This window comes from Citrobacter sp. Cpo090, assembly GCF_030332665.1.
In the GTDB taxonomy this organism is placed as follows: Bacteria; Pseudomonadota; Gammaproteobacteria; order Enterobacterales; family Enterobacteriaceae; genus Citrobacter; species Citrobacter portucalensis.
The window spans coordinates 26,303-50,000 of record NZ_JAOWHK010000029.1 but is presented as its reverse complement, the minus strand read 5'-3'; the positions used below and the strand labels follow the sequence as shown (position 1 = coordinate 50,000).

Sequence of the window (23,698 nt, the reverse complement as noted above, 5' to 3'; positions counted from 1 at the left end):
TCAGGTTTTTCTCTTCAACCGAACCGGCTGTTTGTGTGAAGTGATTCACATCCGCCGTGTCGATGGAGGCGCATTATAGGGAGTTTCCTGTGGCCCGCAACCCTTAAATGACAGAAAAATGACTGACTGCTGCATTCCACAGCAAAACCCCGCCTTATACCCATTTACACACAGAGTTATCCACAATCATAAGGAAATTATCTGTCAGCGCCCCTGAAAAGGGAGAGAACCGGTATGAAAATCTCTATATAGAAAGAAATTCACTCTACGCTATATAAAGAAGAAGGACCGACAACTGAAGCGCCATAATCCCTACCACCTTTGAATTACGGACCCCATCAGGCAATAATACCCGCACAAACCGTGATTTCAGGACTGTGATGAGATACTCCCTGCAACGTACAGCTATACGCAAACGCCCGATGAAGCTTGGCACCACCGTGATCCTCATGGTTAGTGCAGTACTCTTCTCCGTGCTGCTTGTCGTTCATCTGATTTATTTCTCGCAGATCAGCAACATGACACGCGATGCATTAGCGAGTAAAGCGCTTGCGGTCGCGCGAACGCTGGCCAACTCTCCGGAGATCCGCCTGGGGCTCATGAAAAAACCAGAGGAAAGCGGCATTCAGGAGATTGCCCAGGCGGTGAATAAGAGCAACGACTTTTTGTTCATCGTCGTCACTGATATGCAAAGCATTCGTTACTCCCATCCCGAAGCGCAGCGAATCGGCCAGCCATTTAAAGGCGATGACATATTGCTGGCCCTGCAAGGTAAAGAGAATGTCGCCATTAATCGTGGATTTCTGGCTAAAGCTCTACGTGTATTTACTCCTATCTATGACGAACATCATCGGCAGATTGGTGTGGTGTCAATCGGCCTTGAGCTAAGCCGGGTGACTGAGCAGATCAATAACAGCCGCGGCAGCATCATCTGGTCCATCTTATTTGGCGTGTTGGTTGGACTGCTCGGTACATGGGTATTTGTCAAAGTCCTCAAGCGCATTCTGTTTGGCCTGGAACCTTATGAAATCTCTAATCTGTTCGAACAACGCCAGGCGATGCTGCACTCTATAAAGGAAGGTGTCATTGCCGTTGACGAATGCGGTGAGGTGACGCTGATTAACCAAGCGGCGCAGGAGCTGCTGGATTATCACAAATCGCAAGATGATGCCCAGCTCTCCACACTCAGCCATGCGTGGTCACAGGTGGTCGATTTTTCACAGGTACTACATGACGGAACGCCGCGCCGCGATGAAGAGATCATGGTGAAGGATCGGCTACTCTTAATTAACACGGTCCCGGTACTCAGCAACGGTAAAATCATCGGCGCCATTTCAACCTTCAGAGATAAGACTGAAGTCCGAAAGCTAATGCAACGCCTGGACGGTATGGTCAACTATGCCGATGCACTTCGTGAACGATCCCACGAATTCATGAATAAATTGCACGTGATTCTGGGATTATTGCATCTGAAAAGTTATAAGCAGCTTGAAAATTATATCCTGAAGACCGCGAACAATTATCAGGAAGAGATTGGCTCACTGTTAGGAAAAATAAAATCTCCGGTGATCGCAGGATTTTTACTCAGTAAGATTAATCGCACATCTGATTTAGGCCATAGTCTGGTGATCAGCAATGAAAGCCAGTTGCCGGAAAATAGCAACGAAGATCAGGTGGCGGTGCTGATTACCGTTCTGGGAAATCTGATTGAAAACGCCCTGGAGGCGCTAGGTCAAGAACCTGGTGGTGAGATCAGCGTATCCTTGCATTATCGACACGGCTGGTTGCATTGCGAAGTGAATGACGATGGTCCGGGGATCGCCCCCGAACACATTGAGCACATCTTTGAGAAGGGCGTTTCGTCAAAAGGAACCGAACGGGGCGTTGGTTTAGCGCTTGTTAAACAACAGGTTGAAAACGTTGGCGGCAATATTTCCGTCGAGTCTGAACCAGGGATCTTCACCCAATTTTTTGTACAGTTACCGTGGAATGGTGAGAGGGCCAGCAGATGATCAATGTCTTAATTGTCGATGACGATGCAATGGTAGCGGAATTAAACCGCCGTTATGTCGCGCAACTCTCCGGTTTTCACTGCTGCGGCACAGCCTCCACGCTGGAGAAAGCAAAAGAGATAATATTTCATAGTGGTCATCATATCGATCTGATTTTGCTTGATATTTATATGCAAAAAGAAAACGGTCTGGACCTGCTACCGGTTCTACACAGTGAAGGTTGCAAGTGTGATGTCATTGTTATCTCTTCCGCCGCTGACGCGACCACCATCAAAGACTCCCTCCACTATGGTGTAGTTGATTACCTGATCAAACCTTTTCAGGCATCCCGTTTTGAAGAGGCGCTCACCGGCTGGCTGCACAAGAAAAACGAGATGGAAAAGCATCAGTACTATGAACAGTCTGAGCTTGACCAGTTGATTCACGGTAGCTCCTCCAATGAACAGGAAACGCGGCGCTTACCCAAAGGGTTAACGCCGCAAACGTTACGCACGCTGTGCCAGTGGATTGATGAGCACCAGGATCAGGAGTTCTCCACGGATGAACTGGCCAACGAGGTCAATATCTCGCGCGTCTCTTGCCGTAAATACCTTATCTGGCTCGTCAATTGTCACATCTTATTTACCAGCATCCATTATGGCGTGACCGGCAGACCTGTTTATCGTTATCGCGTGCAGGCTGAACACTACTCATTGCTTAAACAATATTGCCAATAAATACACTTGGGATTATTTGTTATTTGAAAGTAACAATTATTAAAATAATGAAAAATCCCTATTTAACCAGCTAGCACTGCAAAATTATAAATTTGCGTTAGATCAAATATATTTGTATCCAGCATGTTAAATGTATTATTTTAATATTGATTAACGTCACACTGTTTTTAATTTCAAAATCGCTAACAAAAGTTAATTAAGTATTATCTGACTCACAGAGTGTGTATTTTTACCCATAAAGGATTAGTCTGAAATTAAGCAGACATACAAAATCTAGACTGGTAGCAATGGAGACCATGCTACGTACCATGGACACCGTACATTTTTGTGAGCAAATAAAAGTATCCGCACGCCAACCTCATCACATCATGACATGGCGTGAGCGCGATCACATTAATAACCCACTCACTCATTCTGTCGGTGATGCACGTAATAGCGGAAAACGCAAAACAGATAAATTACAGCGTCAACCGCGGCTCTCCATGTTCAGCTCTGCTTCCCATCGCCTGAGGATTCTCTCCTCTGATCAAAGCCACAGAAAAAAACAAAATATCGCCGTAACTTTAAAAAAACATTCTAGCAAGACATTTGAACATTAATCGCAAATACGGACATATCGAATACTGACCATTTTTTGATGCTTATTCTGGCAAAAAAGAATGTGGCACAGATCCATTTTTCAAAAAATTGACTGGGTTTTTCGCGAGGGTAAATAAAATGTTATTTAGTATACAACTTCTCATAATATTAATATGTTTGTTTTATGGTGCCAGAAAGGGCGGTATCGCACTGGGTTTATTAGGCGGTATCGGCCTGGTCATTCTGGTTTTCGTTTTCCATCTCCAGCCGGGTAAACCACCTGTAGATGTAATGCTGGTTATTATTGCCGTGGTGGCCGCATCGGCAACCTTACAAGCCTCCGGCGGCCTTGACGTTATGCTGCAAATCGCTGAAAAGCTGCTGCGCCGCAACCCAAAATACGTTTCCATCGTCGCCCCGTTCGTTACCTGCACCCTGACGATTCTCTGCGGTACAGGCCACGTGGTATACACCATCCTGCCAATCATTTATGACGTTGCCATTAAGAACAATATTCGCCCGGAACGTCCGATGGCGGCGAGTTCTATCGGTGCACAGATGGGGATTATCGCCAGCCCGGTTTCTGTAGCCGTTGTGTCACTGGTGGCAATGCTGGGTAACGTAACGTTTGAAGGCAAGCATCTCGAATTCCTCGACCTGCTCAGCATCACCATCCCATCTACCCTGCTGGGTATCCTGGCGATCGGTATCTTCAGCTGGTTCCGTGGTAAGGATCTGGATAAAGATGAAGAGTTCCAGAAGTTCATTTCCGTACCTGAAAACCACAACTATGTGTATGGCGATACCGCCACGCTGTTAGACAAAAAGCTGCCAAAAAGCAACTGGCTGGCCATGTGGATCTTCCTGGCCGCTATCGCCGTTGTTGCCGTGCTTGGCGCGTTCTCTGAGCTGCGTCCAACCTTTAGTGGCAAACCGCTGTCAATGGTGCTGGTTATCCAGATGTTCATGCTGCTGACCGGTGCGCTGATTATTATCCTGACGAAGACCAATCCCGCTTCAATATCTAAAAACGAAGTCTTCCGTTCCGGTATGATCGCGATTGTGGCGGTGTACGGTATTGCCTGGATGGCCGAAACAATGTTCGGCGCGCACATGACGGAAATCGAAGGTGTGCTGGGCAATATGGTGAAAGAGTATCCGTGGGCCTATGCAATTGTTCTGCTGCTGGTATCCAAATTTGTAAACTCCCAGGCAGCGGCGCTGGCAGCGATTGTTCCGGTCGCGCTGGCAATCGGGGTTGATCCAGCGTACATCGTGGCTTCTGCTCCGGCATGTTACGGTTACTACATTCTGCCGACCTACCCGAGCGATCTGGCTGCTATCCAGTTTGACCGTTCCGGCACCACCCACATCGGCCGCTTCGTTATCAACCACAGCTTCATTCTGCCTGGCTTGATCGGCGTAAGCGTATCCTGTGTCTTTGGTTGGATCTTCGCCGCAATGTACGGTTTCCTGTAATCACAGTTCGCGTGCCGTCCACGTTGGTACGGCACGCCACCATGAAGACACAGAGAATTTTAAAATTCCTGAGAAAAATGAAAAGGCTGGAAGCAAATGTCAAAAGTTGAATTCACTTACCAGGCGGCTTTCCCACTGGGGGAAGACAAAACTGAGTACTACCTGCTGACATCCGATCACGTCAGCGTCGGCGAGTTTGAAGGCGAAACAATCCTGAAAGTAGCCCCTGAAGCACTTACGCTACTGGCCCAGCAAGCCTTCCACGATGCCTCCTTCATGCTCCGCCCAGAACACCAACAGCAAGTCGCCTCAATTCTCCATGATCCCGAAGCCAGCGAAAACGATAAGTACGTGGCGCTGCAGTTCCTGAGAAACTCCGAAATCGCCGCCAAAGGCGTGTTGCCAACCTGCCAGGACACCGGTACGGCAATCATCATGGGTAAAAAAGGTCAGCGCGTATGGACGGGTGGCGGCGATGAAGCTGCGCTCTCCAAAGGCGTATTTAATACCTATATTGAAGATAACCTGCGCTACTCGCAAAACGCGGCGCTGGATATGTACAAAGAAGTGAATACCGGCACCAACCTGCCCGCACAGATCGATCTGTACAGCGTGGACGGTGACGAATACAAATTCCTGTGCGTGGCCAAAGGCGGCGGTTCAGCCAACAAAACCTATCTGTATCAAGAAACCAAAGCGTTGCTGACTCCCGGCAAACTGAAAAACTTCCTGGTTGAGAAAATGCGCACGCTGGGTACCGCAGCTTGCCCGCCGTACCACATCGCATTCGTCATTGGCGGCACGTCAGCGGAAAGTACCCTTAAAACAGTGAAGCTGGCAAGCACGCACTACTATGATGCGCTGCCGACTGAAGGCAATGCTCACGGCCAGGCGTTCCGCGATCTGCAACTGGAACAGGAACTGCTGGAAGAAGCGCAAAAACTCGGCCTTGGCGCTCAGTTTGGCGGGAAATACTTCGCACATGATATCCGCGTGATCCGCCTGCCTCGCCACGGCGCATCCTGCCCGGTTGGAATGGGCGTTTCTTGCTCAGCAGACCGTAATATTAAAGCCAAGATTAACCGCGAAGGGATCTGGATCGAAAAACTGGAACATAACCCAGGTCAGTACATTCCGGAATCTCTGCGCCAGGCGGGCGAAGGTGAAGTGGTTAAAGTTGACCTCAACCGCCCGATGAAAGAGATCCTCGCCCAGCTATCTCAGTACCCGGTTTCTACTCGTCTGTCACTGAGCGGTACTATCATTGTTGGTCGTGACATTGCCCACGCGAAGTTAAAAGAACGTATTGAGTCCGGCGAAGGTCTGCCGCAGTACGTGAAAGATCATCCGATCTACTACGCGGGTCCGGCCAAAACGCCTGCAGGCTATCCGTCCGGTTCTTTAGGCCCAACCACCGCAGGTCGTATGGACTCCTACGTTGACCTGTTGCAGTCTCACGGCGGCAGCATGATCATGCTGGCAAAAGGCAACCGTAGCCAGCAGGTGACTGATGCCTGCCACAAACACGGTGGCTTCTACTTAGGCAGCATCGGTGGTCCGGCAGCGGTACTGGCGCAGCAGAGCATTAAACATCTGGAATGCGTGGAATACCCGGAACTGGGTATGGAAGCTATCTGGAAAATCGAAGTAGAAGATTTCCCGGCTTTCATCCTGGTCGATGACAAAGGCAACGATTTCTTCCAGCAAATCGTCAGCAAACAATGCGCTAACTGCGCGAAGTAACCCATTCGGCCCGGCACTGGACTGACATCAGATTTTTGGCGTCAGTCCAGTGATCCCCCCGGGCCAACTTTATCCCCCCATTTACTGGCGTTGAATTTTTGCCGTTCACAGGGAATAGTAATCTTTTCCATTACTTGTGAATTCACAATGCTTCGCACACTGAACCCCACAATCTTGTACTTTGGCGCACTGATCCTGGTGCTAATCCTTATCTACACCGGTATCTGTGCTACTGAGAAAATCACCTGGCTGATGGAAGTCACGCCAGTCATTATTGTCGTCCCGCTGTTGTTGGCAACCATGAAGCGGTACCCATTGACGCCGCTGCTTTACACGTTGATTTTCTTGCACGCCATTATTCTGATGGTTGGCGGGATGTATACCTACGCCAAAGTTCCCATTGGTTTTCAGGTGCAGGAATGGTTGGATCTCAGTCGTAACCCCTATGACAAGCTGGGCCACTTCTTCCAGGGACTGGTACCAGCCCTGACGGCAAGAGAGATTTTAGTACGCGGCAATATTGTCCGTGGTCGTAAGATGCTGGCATTTTTGGTCTGCTGCGTAGCACTGGCGATTAGCGCAATGTATGAACTAATAGAATGGTGGGCGGCGCTGGCAATGGGACAAGGTGCGGATGATTTCCTTGGCACGCAGGGTGACCCGTGGGATACCCAGTCGGACATGTTCTGTGCCCTGCTCGGCGCATTAACAACGGTCCTCGCACTGGCGGGCTGGCACAATCGGCAGTTGAAAACGGCCGGAGAGCGCTAACGCTTTTCCGGCAATCTACGCTACCTACTGCGATACTTGATAACCAGAATCGGCAAGGCGAACAACAGTGTCAGAAAGTTCGCCATGCTGACGGCAGTATCTTCAATCAATAATCCGTAAATCAGCCACAAAACCAGCCCGCACACAAACATCACATACATCAAACCGGAGATGCCTTGCGTGTTGCGGGTGGTAATAACCTTAATGGCTTGCGGTAAGAAAGAGAGCGTCGTCAGGCTAGCCGCCATATACCCAATCCACGAATGCCATTCCATCGCTACGCCTTCACATCGCCTGGAGCCACTACCGCAATAGCCGGGATATCCGGTTGCTCATGGTGCTGCGGCACCTTGCGATACTTATCCAGTAAATGGATCTGGATCCTGCGCAGGGTGTCGCCATTCAGTCGATAAAAGCGGAAATACAGGACTAAGGTCACCACGAAAAAGAGTGCGGGTAGCGCTATCATAATAAACTGCATGCCAACGATGGTTTCGGCAGACTGCGCGACATTCGGCGCGTAATTAATCACCCCGAGTATCAACGCGATAAAGAAAGCGGCAAATGCTGACCCGCCTTTTACCACCATTGTCTGCACCGAATAAGCGATACTTTCACAACGAACATTAAGTTTGTATTCGCCGTAATCAACGGTATCCGCCACCATAATAACCTGCAACACCCAGAAAAGCGCAGATCCAATATTTAGTAAAACACCAGCAATAACAATCAGTAAGATATTATGGAAATCTGCCAGCGCCATCACCAGTAGTACGCTACAGCTAAGCACCGGCAGCACCGATGCCCCAGCCCACAAGATCCGTCGTGACAACGCGCTTACCAACCGAGGAAAGAAAATCAGCGTCAGCAGGTTTGCCGCACCTGCGTAAGACATGTAGTACGGGAAGAGACTTGCATCACCAATCACGTAGGTAAAATAGTAAATGGCAAAGCCAGCAATGATATTGGATGCAATATTGTAAGCCAGTGCCATACCTAACAGGCAGGTTAGCTGGTCATTTTTATAAATGAGCCCAACGATCGCTTTCAACCCAAGACGACTGCTGTCTGCCGTGGCCTCACTATCTGACGAAAAAACCTCATGCACATTCCGTAGCGTCACAACGGTGGAAACGATAAAGAACGCGATGAGAATCAGCGTAAACATCTGAAAACCAAAACCACGATCGGCTCCGCCAACATAGCTCACAAAAGGTAGCGTCACGCCTGCGGTAACAAACCCGGCAAGGCTGGCGAAGAAACGCGGATACGGCACCAGTTGTTCACGCTCGCGTTTATCCAGTGTAATGGTTGGCACCAGTGACCAGAATGGAATATCCATAATGGTGTAGGTCATTCCCCATAATATATACGTCACGCAAACAAATACGACCTGCGCAGTACCCTCAAAAAGATGTGCGCTAAAAAGCAAAAACAGCACCAATGAGTTCGCCAGCGTACCAAGTAAGATCCAGGGTTTAAATTTTCCCCAGCGCGATCGGGTGGCGTTCACAATCCAGCCCATAATGGGATCGTTTACCGCATCCCAGATCCTTGCCGCCAGAAACAACGTTCCGACCAGCCCCACCGATAATCCCACCACGTCGGTGTAGTAATACATCAGGTACATGTACACAATACCGATGGCGAAATCCTTACCAAACGCTCCAAATCCATAACTGAGTTTTGTTGTCAGAGAGATGCTCATAGGGTATCGGGTCGCTGTTACCAGCGCCCGCCTTCTGTAAGAGGAAACGTCAGAGGTTAAACGCCGGATGCACTGCCCGGCGTGATTGTGTATTAACGGTGCAGCCAGGCCGGCAGCCAGTCGCCGTGAGACGCGATCAGGTCGTCCACCAGCGCATAAATCTCTTCAATCCCCAGTACCGCGGCGGTATGCGGATCCATCATCGCCGCGTGATAAACGCGATCGCGATTCTCCGTCAGGATGGCTTCCGTTAGCAGGGTCTGAACATTGATATTGGTTTGCATCATGGCCGCCAAATGTGACGGAAGAGTCCCGACTTTCGTTGGCTGAATACCATTCGCATCGACCAGACAAGCGACTTCGACGCAGCAGCCTTGCGGCAGGTTATCGATCAGATTGTCATTGCGAACGTTGCCATACACGACGCTCGGTTCACCGGTCCAGATGGCGTTCATGATAGTGCTGGCATATTCACGCGACGGTTTAATGTCGATCCGCTCAGCCGTTTTGTACTCTTCCAGTTCTTTTTTCCAGTTCGCCAACTGCTCCACACAACGTTTCGGATATTCATCCAATGGCACCTTATAGCGCTCAATCAGATCTTCACGCCCCGGCTTGATAAACCACGGCGTATATTCAGCGAAGTGCTCCGACGATTCGGTGACGAAATACCCCAATTTTTTGAACATTTCATAGCGCACAATGTTCTGGCAACGGGTATTTCCGTGAATATTGGGTTTCGGCGCCTGACCGGATTCATAGGCCGCCAGCAGCTCCGGGTAGAGGTTCACATAGGCACCGTCCGCCGTTTTGCGCTCCAGCTCCAGATAAAACGCCATATGGTTGATCCCGGCACTGCGATAGCGCAAAGAAGCAGGATCGATGTTCAGATCGCGGGCCAACTCCTCCGCCGTCCCCTGCACCGAATGACACAACCCAACCTGCTTAATATGCGGATAGCGCGCATACATTGCCCAGGTGTTCATTGCCATCGGGTTAACGTAGTTAAGCATTGTGGCCTGCGGACAGACTTCGGTCATATCCTCACAAATCTGCCATAAATGTGGGATGGTGCGCAGCGCGCGCATGATGCCGCCCGGCCCCAGCGTGTCGGCAATCGTCTGCTCCAGACCATGGCGTTTACACACCGTAAAATCGGTGACGGTACAGGGTTCATAGCCGCCGATCTGGAAAGCGACCACCACAAAATCGGCATCCTGCAATGCCGCTTTTTGATCGGTATAGCAGGTGATACGCCCGGACGCGCCCGCAGAATCCATCAACTTGCGTACAACAACGTGTGACTCTTCCAGACGCGTAGGATCGAGATCCATCAAGGCGATATGCGCAGATTTAAGCGCATCGCGGTGAAAGACGTCCCCAAGAATATTTTTGACGAAAATCGTGGAACCGGCGCCGATAAAGGTAATTTTGGGTGCAGACATCATGACTCTCCAGAACATTAGTGAACACAGTCATGGTGGCACAGCGCATAGATGAAAACCTCCGACTTCCCTGCTGAGCATTCCCATAAACTCAGATCATCACTCTGCGCCCTATTGGATCTGAGTTTATGGGACAAAATTACCCAAAAAGCAGAGTATGCGGTCGCAAAATGTCGCTATGCTCAATGGTAACGGTCCAATTTGTGTCCTGATTCTCAGCCTTAATACGTGTTAAATGACATGATTCTGATAATTCAGGAAATGGAGCAACCATGAGTACATTACCGACATCGCCTCTTCCTCCCGATCCGCACATGTGCAGTAGCGATGAAGAACAAACTCGCAGCCCGCTATCGCTGTACTCAGAATATCAACGGATGGATATCGAGTTGCGCTCACCGCATGCTATGCCTGCCAGCCACTGGCATGGGCAGGTGGAGATCAATGTCCCGTTTGATGGTGACGTCGAGTATCTTATCAACAATGAAGTCGTGCAGATAAAACAGGGACACATCACGCTATTCTGGGCCTGTACACCGCATCAACTCACGCGTCCGGGCAGTTGCCAAAGTATGGCTATCTTCAATTTACCGATGCACCTTTTCCTCTCCTGGCCGCTGGATCGCGAGCTGATCAACCATGTTACCCATGGAATGGTCATCAAATCGCTGGCATCGCAGCAGTTGAGCACCTTTGAGGTTCAGCGCTGGCAACAGGAACTGAGCAACCCGAACGAACAAATTCGCCAGCTCGCCATTGATGAAATTGGTCTGATGCTCAAGCGATTTAGCCTTTCCGGCTGGCAGCCTATACTCGTCAATAAAACCTCGCGAACCCACAAAAACAGCGTGTCGCGGCACGCCCAGTTTTACGTCAGCCAAATGCTGAGCTTTATTGCCGATAACTACGATCAGGCGCTCACCATCAACGACGTCGCGGAGCACGTGAAGCTCAACGCCAACTACGCGATGGGGATTTTCCAACGCGTAATGCAACTCACCCTGAAGCAGTACATCACGGCAATGCGGATCAATCACGTCCGCGCATTGCTTAGCGATACCGATAAAACCATTCTCGACGTTGCGTTGACCGCCGGATTCCGATCCAGCAGCCGTTTTTATGACACCTTCAGCAAGTTTGTCGGCATGTCGCCGCAGCAGTACCGCAAACTAAGCCAGCAGCATCGGCAAACAATCGCTGGTTAATATCATTCGGCAATATCAGTATCAGCCAAAAAAATATTCCCCCTGTCGATAAACGGCGGTAAAAAACCGCCAACAAGAAAACATAACCCTCTGTTTAAAAACAAATTAAATACAAAACAGACTATTTTTCACCCGCTTTACAGCCCATTTTGACAGGATAATACTTGCCTGCGTCACATTCATACGGTGTGTCTGCAATTCATAGATTGCAACCTTTCCACAACCGGGTAAAAGATGATGAAAGTATTAATTGTTGAAAGTGAGTTTCTGCATCAGGACACCTGGGTCGGTAGCGCTGTCGAACGTCTGGCTGACGCATTAAGCCGCCAAAATGTTACTGTCATTAAGTCCACCTCATTCGACGATGGTTACGCAATCCTCGCCGCCAATGAAGCCATTGATTGCCTGATGTTCAGCTATCAAATGGAACAACAAGACGAACACCTGAACGTCAGGCAATTGATCGGCAAGCTCCACGAGCGCCAGCAAAACGTTCCTGTTTTCCTGCTGGGCGATCGCGAAAAAGCCACCGCATCGTTGGATCGCGACCTGCTGGAGCTTGTCGATGAATTCGCCTGGATTCTGGAAGACACCGCAGACTTTATCGCCGGTCGCGCCGTTGCGGCGATGACCCGCTACCGCCAACAACTTCTGCCGCCACTGTTCAGTGCGCTGATGAAGTACGGCGACATCCATGAATACTCCTGGGCAGCTCCGGGTCACCAGGGCGGCGTCGGATTCACCAAAACGCCAGCCGGTCGTTTCTACCATGATTACTACGGTGAAAACTTATTCCGTAGCGACATGGGTATTGAACGCGCATCCCTTGGCTCGCTGCTGGATCATACCGGCGCGTTTGGTGAGAGCGAAAAATATGCCGCCCGCGTGTTTGGCGCTGACCGTTCCTGGTCCGTAGTGGTCGGGACTTCCGGCTCTAACCGCACCATCATGCAGGCCTGTATGACCGACAACGACGTCGTAGTTCTGGATCGTAACTGCCATAAATCCATCGAACAGGGGCTGATCCTCACTGGGGCAAAACCGGTGTACATGGTGCCAAGCCGCAACCGGTACGGCATTATCGGGCCTATCTACCCGCAGGAAATGCAGCCTGAGACATTGCAGAAAAAGATCAGCGAAAGCCCGCTGACCAAAGGCAAAGCCGGGCAAAAACCGTCTTACAGCGTTGTGACCAACTGTACCTACGACGGTGTTTGCTACAACGCCAAAGAGGCCCAGGACCTGCTCGCGCAAACCAGCGATCGCATCCACTTCGATGAGGCCTGGTACGGCTATGCCCGCTTCAACCCAATTTATGCGGATCACTACGCCATGCGTGGCGCACCGGGCGATCATAACGGTCCTACCGTTTTTGCCACCCACTCGACCCACAAACTGCTGAATGCGCTTTCTCAGGCATCTTACATTCACGTTCGTGAAGGTCGCGGGGCCGTGAACTTCTCCCGCTTTAACCAGGCGTACATGATGCACGCCACCACTTCTCCGCTGTATGCTATCTGCGCCTCAAACGATGTGGCGGTCTCCATGATGGACGGCAACAGCGGCCTGTCACTCACCCAGGAAGTGATCGACGAAGCGGTCGATTTCCGTCAGGCCATGGCACGGTTGTATAAAGAATTCACCGCCGAAGGCGACTGGTTCTTCAAACCGTGGAACAAAGAAGTGGTAACCGATCCGCAGACCGGCAAAACCTATGACTTTGCCGATGCGCCAACCCAACTTCTGACCACCGACCAGAACTGCTGGGTAATGCGCCCGGGTGAATCCTGGCACGGATTTAAAGACCTGCCGGATAACTGGAGCATGCTGGACCCGATCAAAGTCAGCATTCTGGCACCGGGGATGGGCGACGATGGTGAACTGGAAGAGAACGGCGTACCGGCCGCACTGGTCACCGCCTGGCTTGGCCGCCACGGCATCGTGCCGACCCGTACCACCGATTTCCAGATTATGTTCCTGTTCTCCATGGGGATTACCCGCGGGAAATGGGGCACACTGATCAACACGCTGTGCTCTTTCAAACACCATTACGATGCCAATACCCCGCTGGCACAGGTGATGCCAGAACTGGTTGAGGAACATCCAGACACTTACGCCAACATGGGCATTCACGATCTGGGCGACACCATGTTTGCCTGGCTGAAAGAGAACAACCCTGGCGCACGTCTTAACGCGGCCTACTCCGGCCTGCCTGCTGCTGAAATCACCCCGCGTGAAGCCTATAACGCGATCGTCAGCGATAACGTTGAGATGGTGGCCATTGAAAATCTGCCGGGTCGTATAGCCGCGAATTCCGTTATTCCTTACCCACCAGGAATTCCGATGCTGCTGTCCGGGGAAAACTTTGGCGACGCCAATAGCCCGCAGATTAGTTATCTACGTTCGTTGCAGTCCTGGGACCACCACTTCCCTGGATTTGAACATGAAACCGAAGGAACGGAAATTATTGACGGTGTGTACCACGTTATGTGCGTGAAAGCATAATGTCGTTTTATAGATAGTCCGATGTTTAAGGTAGACATGTCATGCTTGAGTAATTCCTGAGTATTGCTGCAAAACAATAACATTGTCATACCTTTTTGCGCGGGACCACCCCGCGCTTTTTTTATACGCAAATAGCACCTTTCCACTTGCGTACAAAAATGTGTACATAAGAAAAACCCCACCAAACATTGTAATTAATTTCAGACACGTTATTTTATTGCAGTCCTGGTTTCATCATACAATTTCAATTTTGCCGATTTGGCTCATCTGATGTTGAGCTACGGTGTTTTATGTTCATATTCCTGGAGTTGGGTATGAGGCTTTGCAGCAAAGAAGCTTGTGTTGTTGTATTAACGGAGAAGGATGTTTGGTTAAGGATTAACGGTAAAGAAGCCATCAGTTTAAAAGCTAATCATATGGCACTGGTGGCATGCGATAATAATATTATCGATTTCTCATCACTTAATAACGCATTGGTCGTACATATCAACCGCGATATCATTAAAGATTATCTGCGATTTTTAAATAAAGACCTTTCACAGATCCCACTCTGGCAACGCAGTGCCAGCCCAGTGATGACCGCAGCGTGTCTGACGCCGGATGTCTTCAGGGTGGCAGCCCAACATAGCGTAATGGACACAGTGAACGAAGCTGAAAGAGAGCGTACGCGCTCGCTACTGTTCACGGTGTTATCCCGCTTTCTCGACAGCAAAAAGTTTATTTCTTTGCTCATGTATATGCTGCGCAACTGTGTCAGCGACAGCGTTTATCACATTATTGAGAGCGATATACATAAAGACTGGAATTTAAGCATGGTTGCCAGTTGCTTATGCCTGAGTCCCAGTTTGTTAAAGAAAAAGCTCAAAAGTGAAAATACAAGTTACAGCCAAATAATTACCACATGTCGCATGCGATATGCCGTCAATCAATTACTGATGGACGGCAAAAACATTTCTCAGGTCTCTCAACTGTGTGGATATAACAGTACCTCATACTTTATCTCCGTATTCAAAGAGTTCTATGGGATGACGCCTCTGCATTATGTTAGTCAACATAGGGAGCCATCTGCCGCCTGATTTTTAATCAGTCAGCGATAAGCCATAATAATATCAGCATTAGCGATACCCCAGCTCCGTCATCATTAAACAGACTTTTGACGAGGTATGATAAGGCGTCATTTATCCTTATCAGGAGTTAAAAAATATGTCGACGGATGCTGATGCTCACAAAGTGGGCTTAATCCCCGTCACCCTTATGGTGTCGGGGAATATTATGGGTTCCGGTGTATTCCTGCTACCCGCAAACCTTGCGTCAACTGGCGGGATTGCAATCTACGGATGGTTGGTCACGATTATCGGTGCTCTGGCACTGTCGATGGTGTACGCCAAAATGTCGTCCTTAGACTCCAGTCCCGGTGGTTCTTATGCTTATGCCCGCCGCTGCTTCGGTCCTTTTTTGGGCTACCAGACCAACGTGCTGTACTGGCTGGCCTGCTGGATTGGTAACATCGCCATGGTGGTCATTGGCGTCGGTTACCTGAGCTACTTCTTCCCCATCTTAAAAGATCCGCTGGTCCTGACGCTGACCTGCGTCGTAGTGCTGTGGATATTCGTATTACTGAACATTGTCGGACCGAAAATGATCACCCGCGTGCAGGCCGTCGCAACGGTACTGGCACTGGTGCCAATTGTCGGGATTGCCGTCTTCGGCTGGTTCTGGTTCCGCGGTGAAACCTATATGGCGGCCTGGAACGTCAGCGGGATGAACACCTTCGGCGCGATTCAAAGCACTCTGAATGTTACCTTATGGTCATTTATCGGGGTAGAAAGCGCCTCCGTCGCGGCTGGCGTGGTTAAAAATCCCAAACGTAACGTGCCTATCGCCACCATGGGCGGTGTGCTGATTGCCGCCGTGTGCTATGTGCTCTCCACCACGGCAATTATGGGTATGATCCCTAACGCGGCACTGCGTGTTTCAGCCTCTCCGTTCGGTGATGCCGCACGTATGGCGCTGGGTGACACCGCCGGGGCAATTGTCTCCTTCTGCGCTGCGGCCGGGTGTCTTGGTTCTCTGGGCGGCTGGACGCTGCTTGCCGGGCAAACCGCCAAAGCCGCAGCCGATGACGGCCTGTTCCCACCTATTTTTGCCCGCGTGAACAAAGCCGGTACGCCAGTAGCCGGGTTAATTATCGTCGGCATCCTGATGACTATCTTCCAGTTCAGCAGCATGTCGCCGAACGCAGCGAAAGAGTTTGGTCTGGTCTCTTCGGTCTCCGTTATCTTCACCCTGGTGCCGTATCTTTACACCTGCGCCGCGCTGCTGCTGCTCGGTCACGGACACTTCGGCAAAGCGCGTCCGATGTACTTACTGGTGACCTTTATCGCCTTTGTCTACTGTATCTGGGCGGTTGTCGGTTCCGGTGCCAAAGAAGTTATGTGGTCGTTCGTCACGCTGATGATCATCACCGCGCTGTACGCACTGAACTACAACCGGATCCATAAAAATCCGTATCCACTGGATGCTCCGGTAAACAATAACTAACGCCAACAATCGTCGTGGCCCGATGGCGTAAGTTCATCGGGTCAACGTTCTCCTACCGCGCTTCAAAAAATCAACATTAAGAACTTAAGGTTGGCTTAATTTTACTTTGAGAGGATTTGCGCCACATAGTCGATGGAACTCCCTTAATGTTAAAGCTCTTGTTTAAAAGGCCCACTCTCGGGCTAATCAGCTGGCTTCTGCTGATCTCATTTTATCTTGCGACCTTCCTGAACATTGCGTTCTATAAACAAGTGCTGCAAGACCTGCCTCTGGACTCTGTGCGTAACGTGCTGGTATTTTTATCAATGCCGGTGGTCGCGTTCAGCGTCATGAACATCGTGCTGACGCTGGCCTCATTCCTGTGGCTTAATCGCCTGGTGGCGTGCATTTTCATTCTGGTTGGCGCATCGGCCCAATATTTCATCATGACCTACGGCATCATCATCGACCGCTCGATGATCGCCAATATGATGGACACCACCCCCGCCGAAACCTTTGCTTTGCTGACACCACAGCTGCTCATCACGCTCGGGGTGAGTGGCATTCTGGCCGCGCTTATTGCCTGCTGGGTAAAAATCAAACCGATCGCGCCAGTCATGCGCAGCATACTGTTTCGTGGCGCGAACATTCTGATCTCCGCGCTGCTGATCGTGCTGGTCGCTGCGTTCTTCTATAAAGATTACGCCTCGCTGTTTCGCAACAACAAAGAACTGGTGAAATCCCTCAGCCCATCCAACAGCATTGTGGCGACCTCATCCTGGTATTCACACCAGCGACTGGCCCACCTGCCGCTGGTACGCATTGGCGAAGATGCACATCGCAATCCGTTGATGGTGAAAGAAAAGCGTAAGAACCTGACGATTGTGGTTCTCGGCGAGACCTCACGCGGCGATAACTTCTCGCTATCCGGCTATTCGCGCCAGACCAACCCACTGCTGGAAAAAGATGATGTAGTCTATTTCCCCCGCACGACATCCTGCGGAACGGCAACGGCAGTATCGGTGCCCTGTATGTTCTCGGATATGCCGCGCGCGCACTACGACGAGGAACTGGCGCAGCATCAGGAAGGCGTGCTCGACATTATTCAACGGGCAGGAATTAACGTTCTGTGGAACGATAACGACGGTGGCTGCAAAGGGGCATGTGACCGGGTTCCACACCAGAATATGACTAAGCTGAACCTGCCAGGGCAGTGTATTGACGGTGAATGCTACGATGAAGTCCTGTTCCACGGACTGGAAGAGTACATTAATAATCTGAAAGGCGACGGCGTGATTGTATTGCATACCATCGGCAGCCACGGTCCGACCTATTACAACCGCTATCCTGCGCAGTTTAAGAAATTTACGCCAACCTGCGATACCAACGAAATCCAGACCTGTTCGCAGCAACAGCTGGTTAATACTTACGACAACACCATTCTTTACGTTGACTATATTGTTGATAAAGCAATCAATATACTGAAAGAGCACCAGGATAATTTCACCACCAGCCTGGTCTATCTTTCCGATCACGGCGAATCCTTAGGGGAAAATGGCGTCTATTTGCACGGCCTGCCGTATTCGATTGCACCAGATACGCAAAAACATGTGCCGATGCTGCTGTGGCTCTCCGAGGATTATCAGCAACGCTATCAGGTCTCTCAGACATGTTTGCAAAAACGGGCAAACTCAGAGGATTTCTCGCAGGATAATCTCTTCTCGACCCTGCTGGGATTAACGGGCGTACAAACACAGAAATATCAGGCGGCGGATGATATTCTGCAACCCTGCCGGGGAGGCTAAACGAATGAAAATCCTGATTGTTGAAGACGATACGTTGTTATTACAGGGACTGATACTCGCCGCGCAAACAGAAGGCTATGCCTGCGACGGCGTATCAACGGCCCGCGCAGCGGAGCAGTGTCTGGAGACCGGACATTACAGTCTGGTGGTTCTGGACCTGGGTTTACCGGATGAAGACGGCCTGCATTTTTTGAAGCGGATCAGGCAGAAAAAATACACCGTACCGGTGCTTATTCTCACCGCCCGCGACACGGTGAAAGACCGGGTCAGCGGACTGGACGTGGGCGCCGATGACTATCTGGTCAAACCTTTCGCGCTGGAAGAACTGCACGCCCGCATCCGGGCGCTGCTGCGTCGTCACAACAATCAGGGTGAAAGTGAATTAATTGTCAGCAATCTGACGCTGAACATCGGTCGTCGCCAGGTGTGGATGGACGGACAAGAGATTATCTTAACGCCGAAAGAATACGCGCTCCTGTCACGCCTGATGCTCAAAGCAGGCAGCCCGGTACACCGGGAAATTTTGTATAACGACATCTACAGCTGGGATAACGAACCGTCGACCAATACGCTGGAAGTGCACATACATAATCTGCGCGATAAAGTCGGGAAATCACGCATCCGCACGGTCAGGGGATTTGGCTATATGCTGGTTGCCACTGAGGAAAGCTAAGTGAAGCTGCTGCAATATCTAAAACAACCGCTTCCGCTTCGTCATCGCCTGATGTTGACGATTGGTCTTATTCTGCTGGTCTTTCAGTTGATTAGCACCTTCTGGTTGTGGCACGAAAGTACCGAACAAATACAGTTATTCGAACAGGCGCTACGCGAAAATCGTAATAACGATCGCCACATCATGCATGAGATCCGCGAGGCCATCGCCAGTCTGATCGTCCCCGGCATCTTTATGGTCAGTCTGGCGCTGCTAATTTGCTATCAGGCGGTGCGACGAATAACCCGCCCGTTGGCAGATCTGCAAAAAGAGTTAGAAGCGCGAGCAGCCGATAACCTGGCTCCAATTGAAATTCACAGCTCCACCGTTGAGATCCAGGCCGTTGTCTCAGCGCTCAACGAGCTGGTGACGCGGCTGACCAGTACTATTGAAAACGAACGCTTATTTACCGCCGATGTCGCCCACGAACTCCGTACACCGCTGTCAGGCGTTCGCCTGCATCTGGAATTACTGTCCAAAACCCATAAGGTCGACGTTTCGCCGCTAATTGCCCGCCTTGATCAAATGATGGACAGCGTATCGCAGCTGCTGCAACTCGCCCGCGTCGGACAGTCGTTTTCGGCCGGGAGTTACCAGCGCGTCAAACTGCTGGAGGACGTTATTCTGCCCTCCTACGATGAACTCAGCACCATGCTGGACCAACGTAAACAGACGCTGCTCCTGCCACAAAGCATGGCGGACGTTGTCGTGCGTGGCGATGCTACGCTGTTGCGGATGCTGCTACGAAATCTGGTGGAAAACGCACATCGTTACAGCCCGGAAGGCACCCATATTACGATTAGCCTGAATACCGAGCATGATGCCGTCCTGGCCGTCGAAGATGAAGGGCCGGGCATTGATGAAAGTAAATGCGGGGAGTTGAGCAAAGCGTTTGTGCGTATGGACAGCCGCTTTGGCGGAATTGGACTGGGGCTGAGCATTGTCAGTCGTATCACCCAGTTACATCAAGGGCATTTCTATCTGCAAAATCGCCAGGGAGCTAGCGGCACTCGCGCATGGGTGGAATTGGCGCAAGATCAGTAAGAGTTCACCCACACATACAAAAAGCTGCTGACGATCAGCACACTGCACACGGTGGTCAAACTTTCATAAATACGGGTTTTCATGACACTCTCCTCCGAAACTATGGAGGAGAGTTTGCCTGACACAGATTAAGCCAACCTTAAGCCGATATCATAAGACGCTTTATCCGGCCTACTGAGCACAGAGCTGCCCGTAGGCCTGATAAACGTAGTGCCATCAGGCAATAACACAATTACTCATCAATACGCGGATGCTGCTGCACCAGACGCGTACGCTTAACCTGTAGCTCAGCAATTTCCTGATCGATATCTTCGATTTTCTGTTCAATGTTATCGTAGTGTTCGCCGAGGATCTCTTTCGCTTCCTGAATATCCGAAGCGGCAGGTGTCGCGCCTTTCAGCGGCTGATTAGCCGTCTCTTTCATGGTCACACCGGTAATCAAACCTATTACCGCAATCACCATCAGATAATAAGCAGGCATCATCAGATTCTGCGAGCTTTCCACCAGCCATGCGGCCAATGTCGGAGTCAGACCGGCGATTAATACCGAAATATTAAACGCGGCGGCCAGCGCACTGTAGCGAATATGCGTTGGGAACATCGCCGGTAACGTTGACGCCATCACCCCGGTAAAGCAGTTGAGGATCACCGCCAACATCAGCAACCCGGCGAAAATCAGGCCGATAACGTTACTGTTAATCAGAATAAATGCCGGAATTGCCAGCACAAACAGCGCAATACTGCCCATGATCACAAACGGACGACGCCCGAAACGGTCGCTGAGCAAACCCATAATCGGCTGCACAAACAGCATACCAATCATGATGGCGATAATAATCAACACGCCGTGGTCTTCAGAGTAATGCAGGTTATGCGACAGATAGCTCGGCATATAGGTGAGCAGCATGTAGTAGGTGACGTTGGTGGCAATCACCAGACCAACACATGCCAACAGGCTGCGCCAGTGCTTAGTCGCAATCTCTTTAAACGAGACCTTAGGACCTTCCTGCAGACCCTGACGATCGCCCTGCTCCAGTTTATCCACGTGCTGCTGGAACGCCGGAGTCTCTTCCAGCGCATGGCGCAGGTAAAGACCAATCAGCCCTAACGGCAGCGCCAGGAAGAACGGAATACGCCAGCCCCACTCAAGGAAGTTATCCTCGCCGACGATAGTTGAGATCAGGACCACCACGCCCGCACCCAGCACAAACCCGGCAATCGAGCCGAAGTCCAGCCAACTGCCCATAAATCCGCGCTTACGGTCTGGCGAGTACTCTGCGACAAAAATCGATGCCCCGGTATACTCTCCGCCGACCGAGAACCCCTGCGCCATCTTACACAGCAACAGCAGAATCGGCGCCCAGATACCAATTGAGGCATACGAGGGAATAAGACCGATACAGAAGGTACTGATCGACATAATCACAATGGTGATAGCGAGTATCTTCTGACGGCCGTATTTATCGCCGAGCATACCGAAGAACAATCCGCCAAGCGGTCGAATCAGAAAGGGAACGGAGAAAGTAGCGAGTGCGGCAACCATCTGCACGCTGGGGTCAGCCCCCGGGAAGAACACTTTACCTAATGCGTAAGCAACAAACCCATAAACACCAAAATCAAACCACTCCATCGCATTACCTAACGACGCTGCGGTAATGGCTTTTCGCAATTTACCGTCATCAATGATGGTAACGTCGCGCAGCGTTATTGGTTTTATTTTTTTCCTTTTTAGCATACTCGTCCTCTTAGACTTAGCCCTGTCACGCTCCAGTTCGAGTCCCCCAACGCCCATGCGTCAAGGTCATCACCGAGCGGGGAACGCACAGGCGCATTCCCTGTAACAAGCGTAGCAGGTTTACTTACACTGACGAGAAACACGCAGTACAACCGAACCTGTTGACGCCTGATTGGGCGGTTAATGACCTCTTTACCCTAACAGCGTTTAAATTTGTGATCAACTTCACATATAACTTTTAATTTCGTCAACATGCGTAAATTAGGTCATTCTTAGTCAGCTTTTTTACATGTAATGCTTGCGATTTACTGACAATTAAATACAAGAATAAATCGCTTTATTACACCAACAATCACAGCGGTCACTATTATTCTGCTAGCAAAAAAAACACCTAATCCCTTCACAAAAAGATCACAGCTTTTTTAATAATCAGAGCGACCGGGAACTTTTGCTCGGAATATGTGATGAAGATAACTAAAACATCGTTTTATTTTGATTGAATCAATGTTCCCATGAATGCAAACTAATTCCAGACGCAATATCCCTGGGAGCAGCAACACGCTCAACGTATGCCGCGTTAGATTTTATAAAACAAAGAGATAGCGATTTTCTTTGTTAAGAAACAAAAGTAACTATTTGAATTTATTAATTTTTACCCTCTTGCGCGAGTTTTAGAAGCGACAAGACATGAGGACGTTTATGAAAATTAAAGCCACGATTGAACGCATCCCCGGCGGAATGATGTTGATTCCTCTGTTATTAGGCGCAGTGTTAAATACGTTAGCTCCGGATACCGGTGCGTATTTCGGTTCGTTTACAAAAGGAATGATCAGCGGAACGGTACCGATTCTGGCAGTGTGGTTTTTTTGTATCGGCGCATCTATTGATTTACGGGCTACTGGTACGGTATTACGCAAGTCCGGTACGCTGGTAATAACAAAAATAGCCGTGGCGTGGGTAGTGGCAATGATTGCTGCTTCATTTATTCCTGATACCGGTATTCAAACCGGGTTCTTTGCAGGCCTCTCAGTTTTGGCAATTGTCTCCGCAATGGACATGACCAACGGCGGTTTGTACGCCAGCCTGATGAACCAGTACGGCACGAAAGAAGAGTCCGGCGCATTTGTGTTGATGTCTCTGGAATCCGGTCCGTTAATGACCATGGTGATCCTCGGCTCCGCGGGCCTGGCCTCCTTCGAGCCACACCATTTCATCGGTGCGGTATTACCGTTCCTGATTGGTTTTACATTAGGCAACCTGGATCACGACCTGCGTTCTTTCTTCAGCAAAGCCACACCGGTACTGATCCCGTTCTTCGGCTTCGCGTTGGGTAACACCATTAACCTGAGCGTGATCGTTGATACCGGTCTGCTGGGTATCCTGCTGGGTGTCGCGGTGATCGTCATCACCGGTATCCCGCTGATTATTGCTGACCGTGTTATCGGTGGCGGGAACGGTACGGCAGGCGTCGCAGCCTCTTCAGCAGCAGGCGCTGCGGTAGCAAACCCGGTGATTATCGCCCAGATTAACCCGGCGTTCGAACCGGTTGCCGCATCCGCTACGGCGCTGGTTGCCGCCAGCGTAATTGTCACCGCCATCCTGGTGCCGATTATCACCGCGCTGTACGCCAAACGTTTTAATAAAAACCGGGTCGCCAACGAAGCGGTGGCCACCCCGGCAGACTCTCTGCACCACTAAACCTGTCTTTATCCTACTCAC

19 protein-coding genes are annotated in these 23,698 nt (G+C 50.4%); 14 read left to right on the top strand and 5 right to left on the bottom strand.

What is annotated here, in order from left to right:
- Positions 1-380: 380 nt before the first annotated feature.
- The 6 genes from OGY83_RS12790 (at position 381) to OGY83_RS12765 (ending at position 7,300) form a co-directional block, all read left to right on the top strand.
- Positions 381-2,012, top strand: a complete 1,632-nt coding sequence (locus OGY83_RS12790; protein WP_286636002.1) for a sensor histidine kinase — start codon at positions 381-383, stop codon at positions 2,010-2,012.
- A complete protein-coding gene (gene dcuR, locus OGY83_RS12785) occupies positions 2,009-2,728 on the top strand; it encodes a two-component system response regulator DcuR (protein WP_079939018.1) in 720 nt (239 codons plus the stop codon). The genes OGY83_RS12790 and dcuR overlap by 4 nt, the downstream gene beginning before the upstream one ends.
- 296 nt (positions 2,729-3,024) lie before the next feature.
- Positions 3,025-3,327 (top strand): hypothetical protein, encoded by a 303-nt coding sequence (locus tag OGY83_RS12780; protein ID WP_191213523.1) that lies wholly within the window; start codon positions 3,025-3,027, stop codon positions 3,325-3,327.
- Positions 3,328-3,445: 118 nt separating this feature from the next.
- Entirely contained in the window at positions 3,446-4,786 is a 1,341-nt protein-coding gene (dcuB, locus tag OGY83_RS12775) for an anaerobic C4-dicarboxylate transporter DcuB (protein WP_003031873.1), read from the top strand.
- A 96-nt stretch (positions 4,787-4,882) separates the two neighbouring features.
- Positions 4,883-6,529 (top strand): class I fumarate hydratase FumA, encoded by a 1,647-nt coding sequence (fumA, locus tag OGY83_RS12770; protein ID WP_008786974.1) that lies wholly within the window; start codon positions 4,883-4,885, stop codon positions 6,527-6,529.
- Positions 6,530-6,676: 147 nt separating this feature from the next.
- Complete coding sequence (locus OGY83_RS12765; protein ID WP_079939017.1) at positions 6,677-7,300, top strand: DUF2238 domain-containing protein; 624 nt, start codon at positions 6,677-6,679, stop codon at positions 7,298-7,300.
- 20 nt (positions 7,301-7,320) lie between these two features.
- On the opposite strand, the gene OGY83_RS12760 is transcribed toward OGY83_RS12765, so the two are convergent.
- The 3 genes from OGY83_RS12760 to melA form a co-directional block, all read right to left on the bottom strand.
- Positions 7,321-7,575, bottom strand: coding sequence for a SemiSWEET transporter (locus tag OGY83_RS12760; RefSeq protein WP_079939016.1), 255 nt, complete (start codon positions 7,573-7,575; stop codon positions 7,321-7,323).
- A 2-nt stretch (positions 7,576-7,577) separates the two neighbouring features.
- Positions 7,578-9,008, bottom strand: coding sequence for a melibiose:sodium transporter MelB (gene melB, locus OGY83_RS12755; protein ID WP_032934134.1), 1,431 nt, complete (start codon positions 9,006-9,008; stop codon positions 7,578-7,580).
- A gap of 92 nt (positions 9,009-9,100) precedes the next feature.
- Positions 9,101-10,456, bottom strand: coding sequence for an alpha-galactosidase (gene melA / locus OGY83_RS12750; protein ID WP_008786970.1), 1,356 nt, complete (start codon positions 10,454-10,456; stop codon positions 9,101-9,103).
- Between the two features lie 269 nt (positions 10,457-10,725).
- On the opposite strand from melA, the gene melR reads away from it, so the two are divergent.
- The 7 genes from melR (at position 10,726) to pmrB (ending at position 20,244) form a co-directional block, all read left to right on the top strand.
- Positions 10,726-11,658, top strand: coding sequence for a transcriptional regulator MelR (melR, locus tag OGY83_RS12745; RefSeq protein ID WP_003826756.1), 933 nt, complete (start codon positions 10,726-10,728; stop codon positions 11,656-11,658).
- Between the two features lie 237 nt (positions 11,659-11,895).
- Positions 11,896-14,163 (top strand): arginine decarboxylase, encoded by a 2,268-nt coding sequence (gene adiA / locus OGY83_RS12740; protein ID WP_123269153.1) that lies wholly within the window; start codon positions 11,896-11,898, stop codon positions 14,161-14,163.
- A 314-nt stretch (positions 14,164-14,477) separates the two neighbouring features.
- On the top strand, positions 14,478-15,239 hold the full coding sequence (locus OGY83_RS12735; protein ID WP_079939012.1) for an AraC family transcriptional regulator: 762 nt from the start codon (positions 14,478-14,480) through the stop codon (positions 15,237-15,239).
- A gap of 127 nt (positions 15,240-15,366) precedes the next feature.
- Complete coding sequence (gene adiC, locus OGY83_RS12730; RefSeq protein ID WP_003031853.1) at positions 15,367-16,704, top strand: arginine/agmatine antiporter; 1,338 nt, start codon at positions 15,367-15,369, stop codon at positions 16,702-16,704.
- A gap of 146 nt (positions 16,705-16,850) precedes the next feature.
- The gene (gene eptA, locus OGY83_RS12725; protein ID WP_286636001.1) at positions 16,851-18,488 is read left to right on the top strand and encodes a phosphoethanolamine transferase EptA; all 1,638 of its coding nucleotides are present in this window, start codon (positions 16,851-16,853) and stop codon (positions 18,486-18,488) included.
- A gap of 4 nt (positions 18,489-18,492) precedes the next feature.
- Positions 18,493-19,161, top strand: coding sequence for a two-component system response regulator PmrA (gene pmrA / locus OGY83_RS12720; RefSeq protein ID WP_286636000.1), 669 nt, complete (start codon positions 18,493-18,495; stop codon positions 19,159-19,161).
- A gap of 9 nt (positions 19,162-19,170) precedes the next feature.
- A complete protein-coding gene (gene pmrB, locus OGY83_RS12715) occupies positions 19,171-20,244 on the top strand; it encodes a two-component system sensor histidine kinase PmrB (protein WP_286636003.1) in 1,074 nt (357 codons plus the stop codon).
- Here pmrB and pmrR read toward each other — a convergent pair.
- Both pmrR and proP read right to left on the bottom strand, forming a co-directional pair.
- On the bottom strand, positions 20,238-20,327 hold the full coding sequence (gene pmrR, locus OGY83_RS12710; protein ID WP_286635999.1) for an LpxT activity modulator PmrR: 90 nt from the start codon (positions 20,325-20,327) through the stop codon (positions 20,238-20,240). The two genes, pmrB and pmrR, sit on opposite strands and share 7 nt — an antisense overlap.
- Positions 20,328-20,476: 149 nt before the next feature.
- Positions 20,477-21,979, bottom strand: a complete 1,503-nt coding sequence (proP, locus tag OGY83_RS12705) for a glycine betaine/L-proline transporter ProP (RefSeq protein ID WP_286635998.1) — start codon at positions 21,977-21,979, stop codon at positions 20,477-20,479.
- A 699-nt stretch (positions 21,980-22,678) separates the two neighbouring features.
- On the opposite strand from proP, the gene kdgT reads away from it, so the two are divergent.
- Positions 22,679-23,677: a 2-keto-3-deoxygluconate transporter gene (kdgT, locus tag OGY83_RS12700; RefSeq protein ID WP_079935045.1), complete on the top strand. Its 999-nt coding sequence runs from the start codon at positions 22,679-22,681 to the stop codon at positions 23,675-23,677.
- The last annotated feature ends 21 nt before the right edge of the window (positions 23,678-23,698 follow it).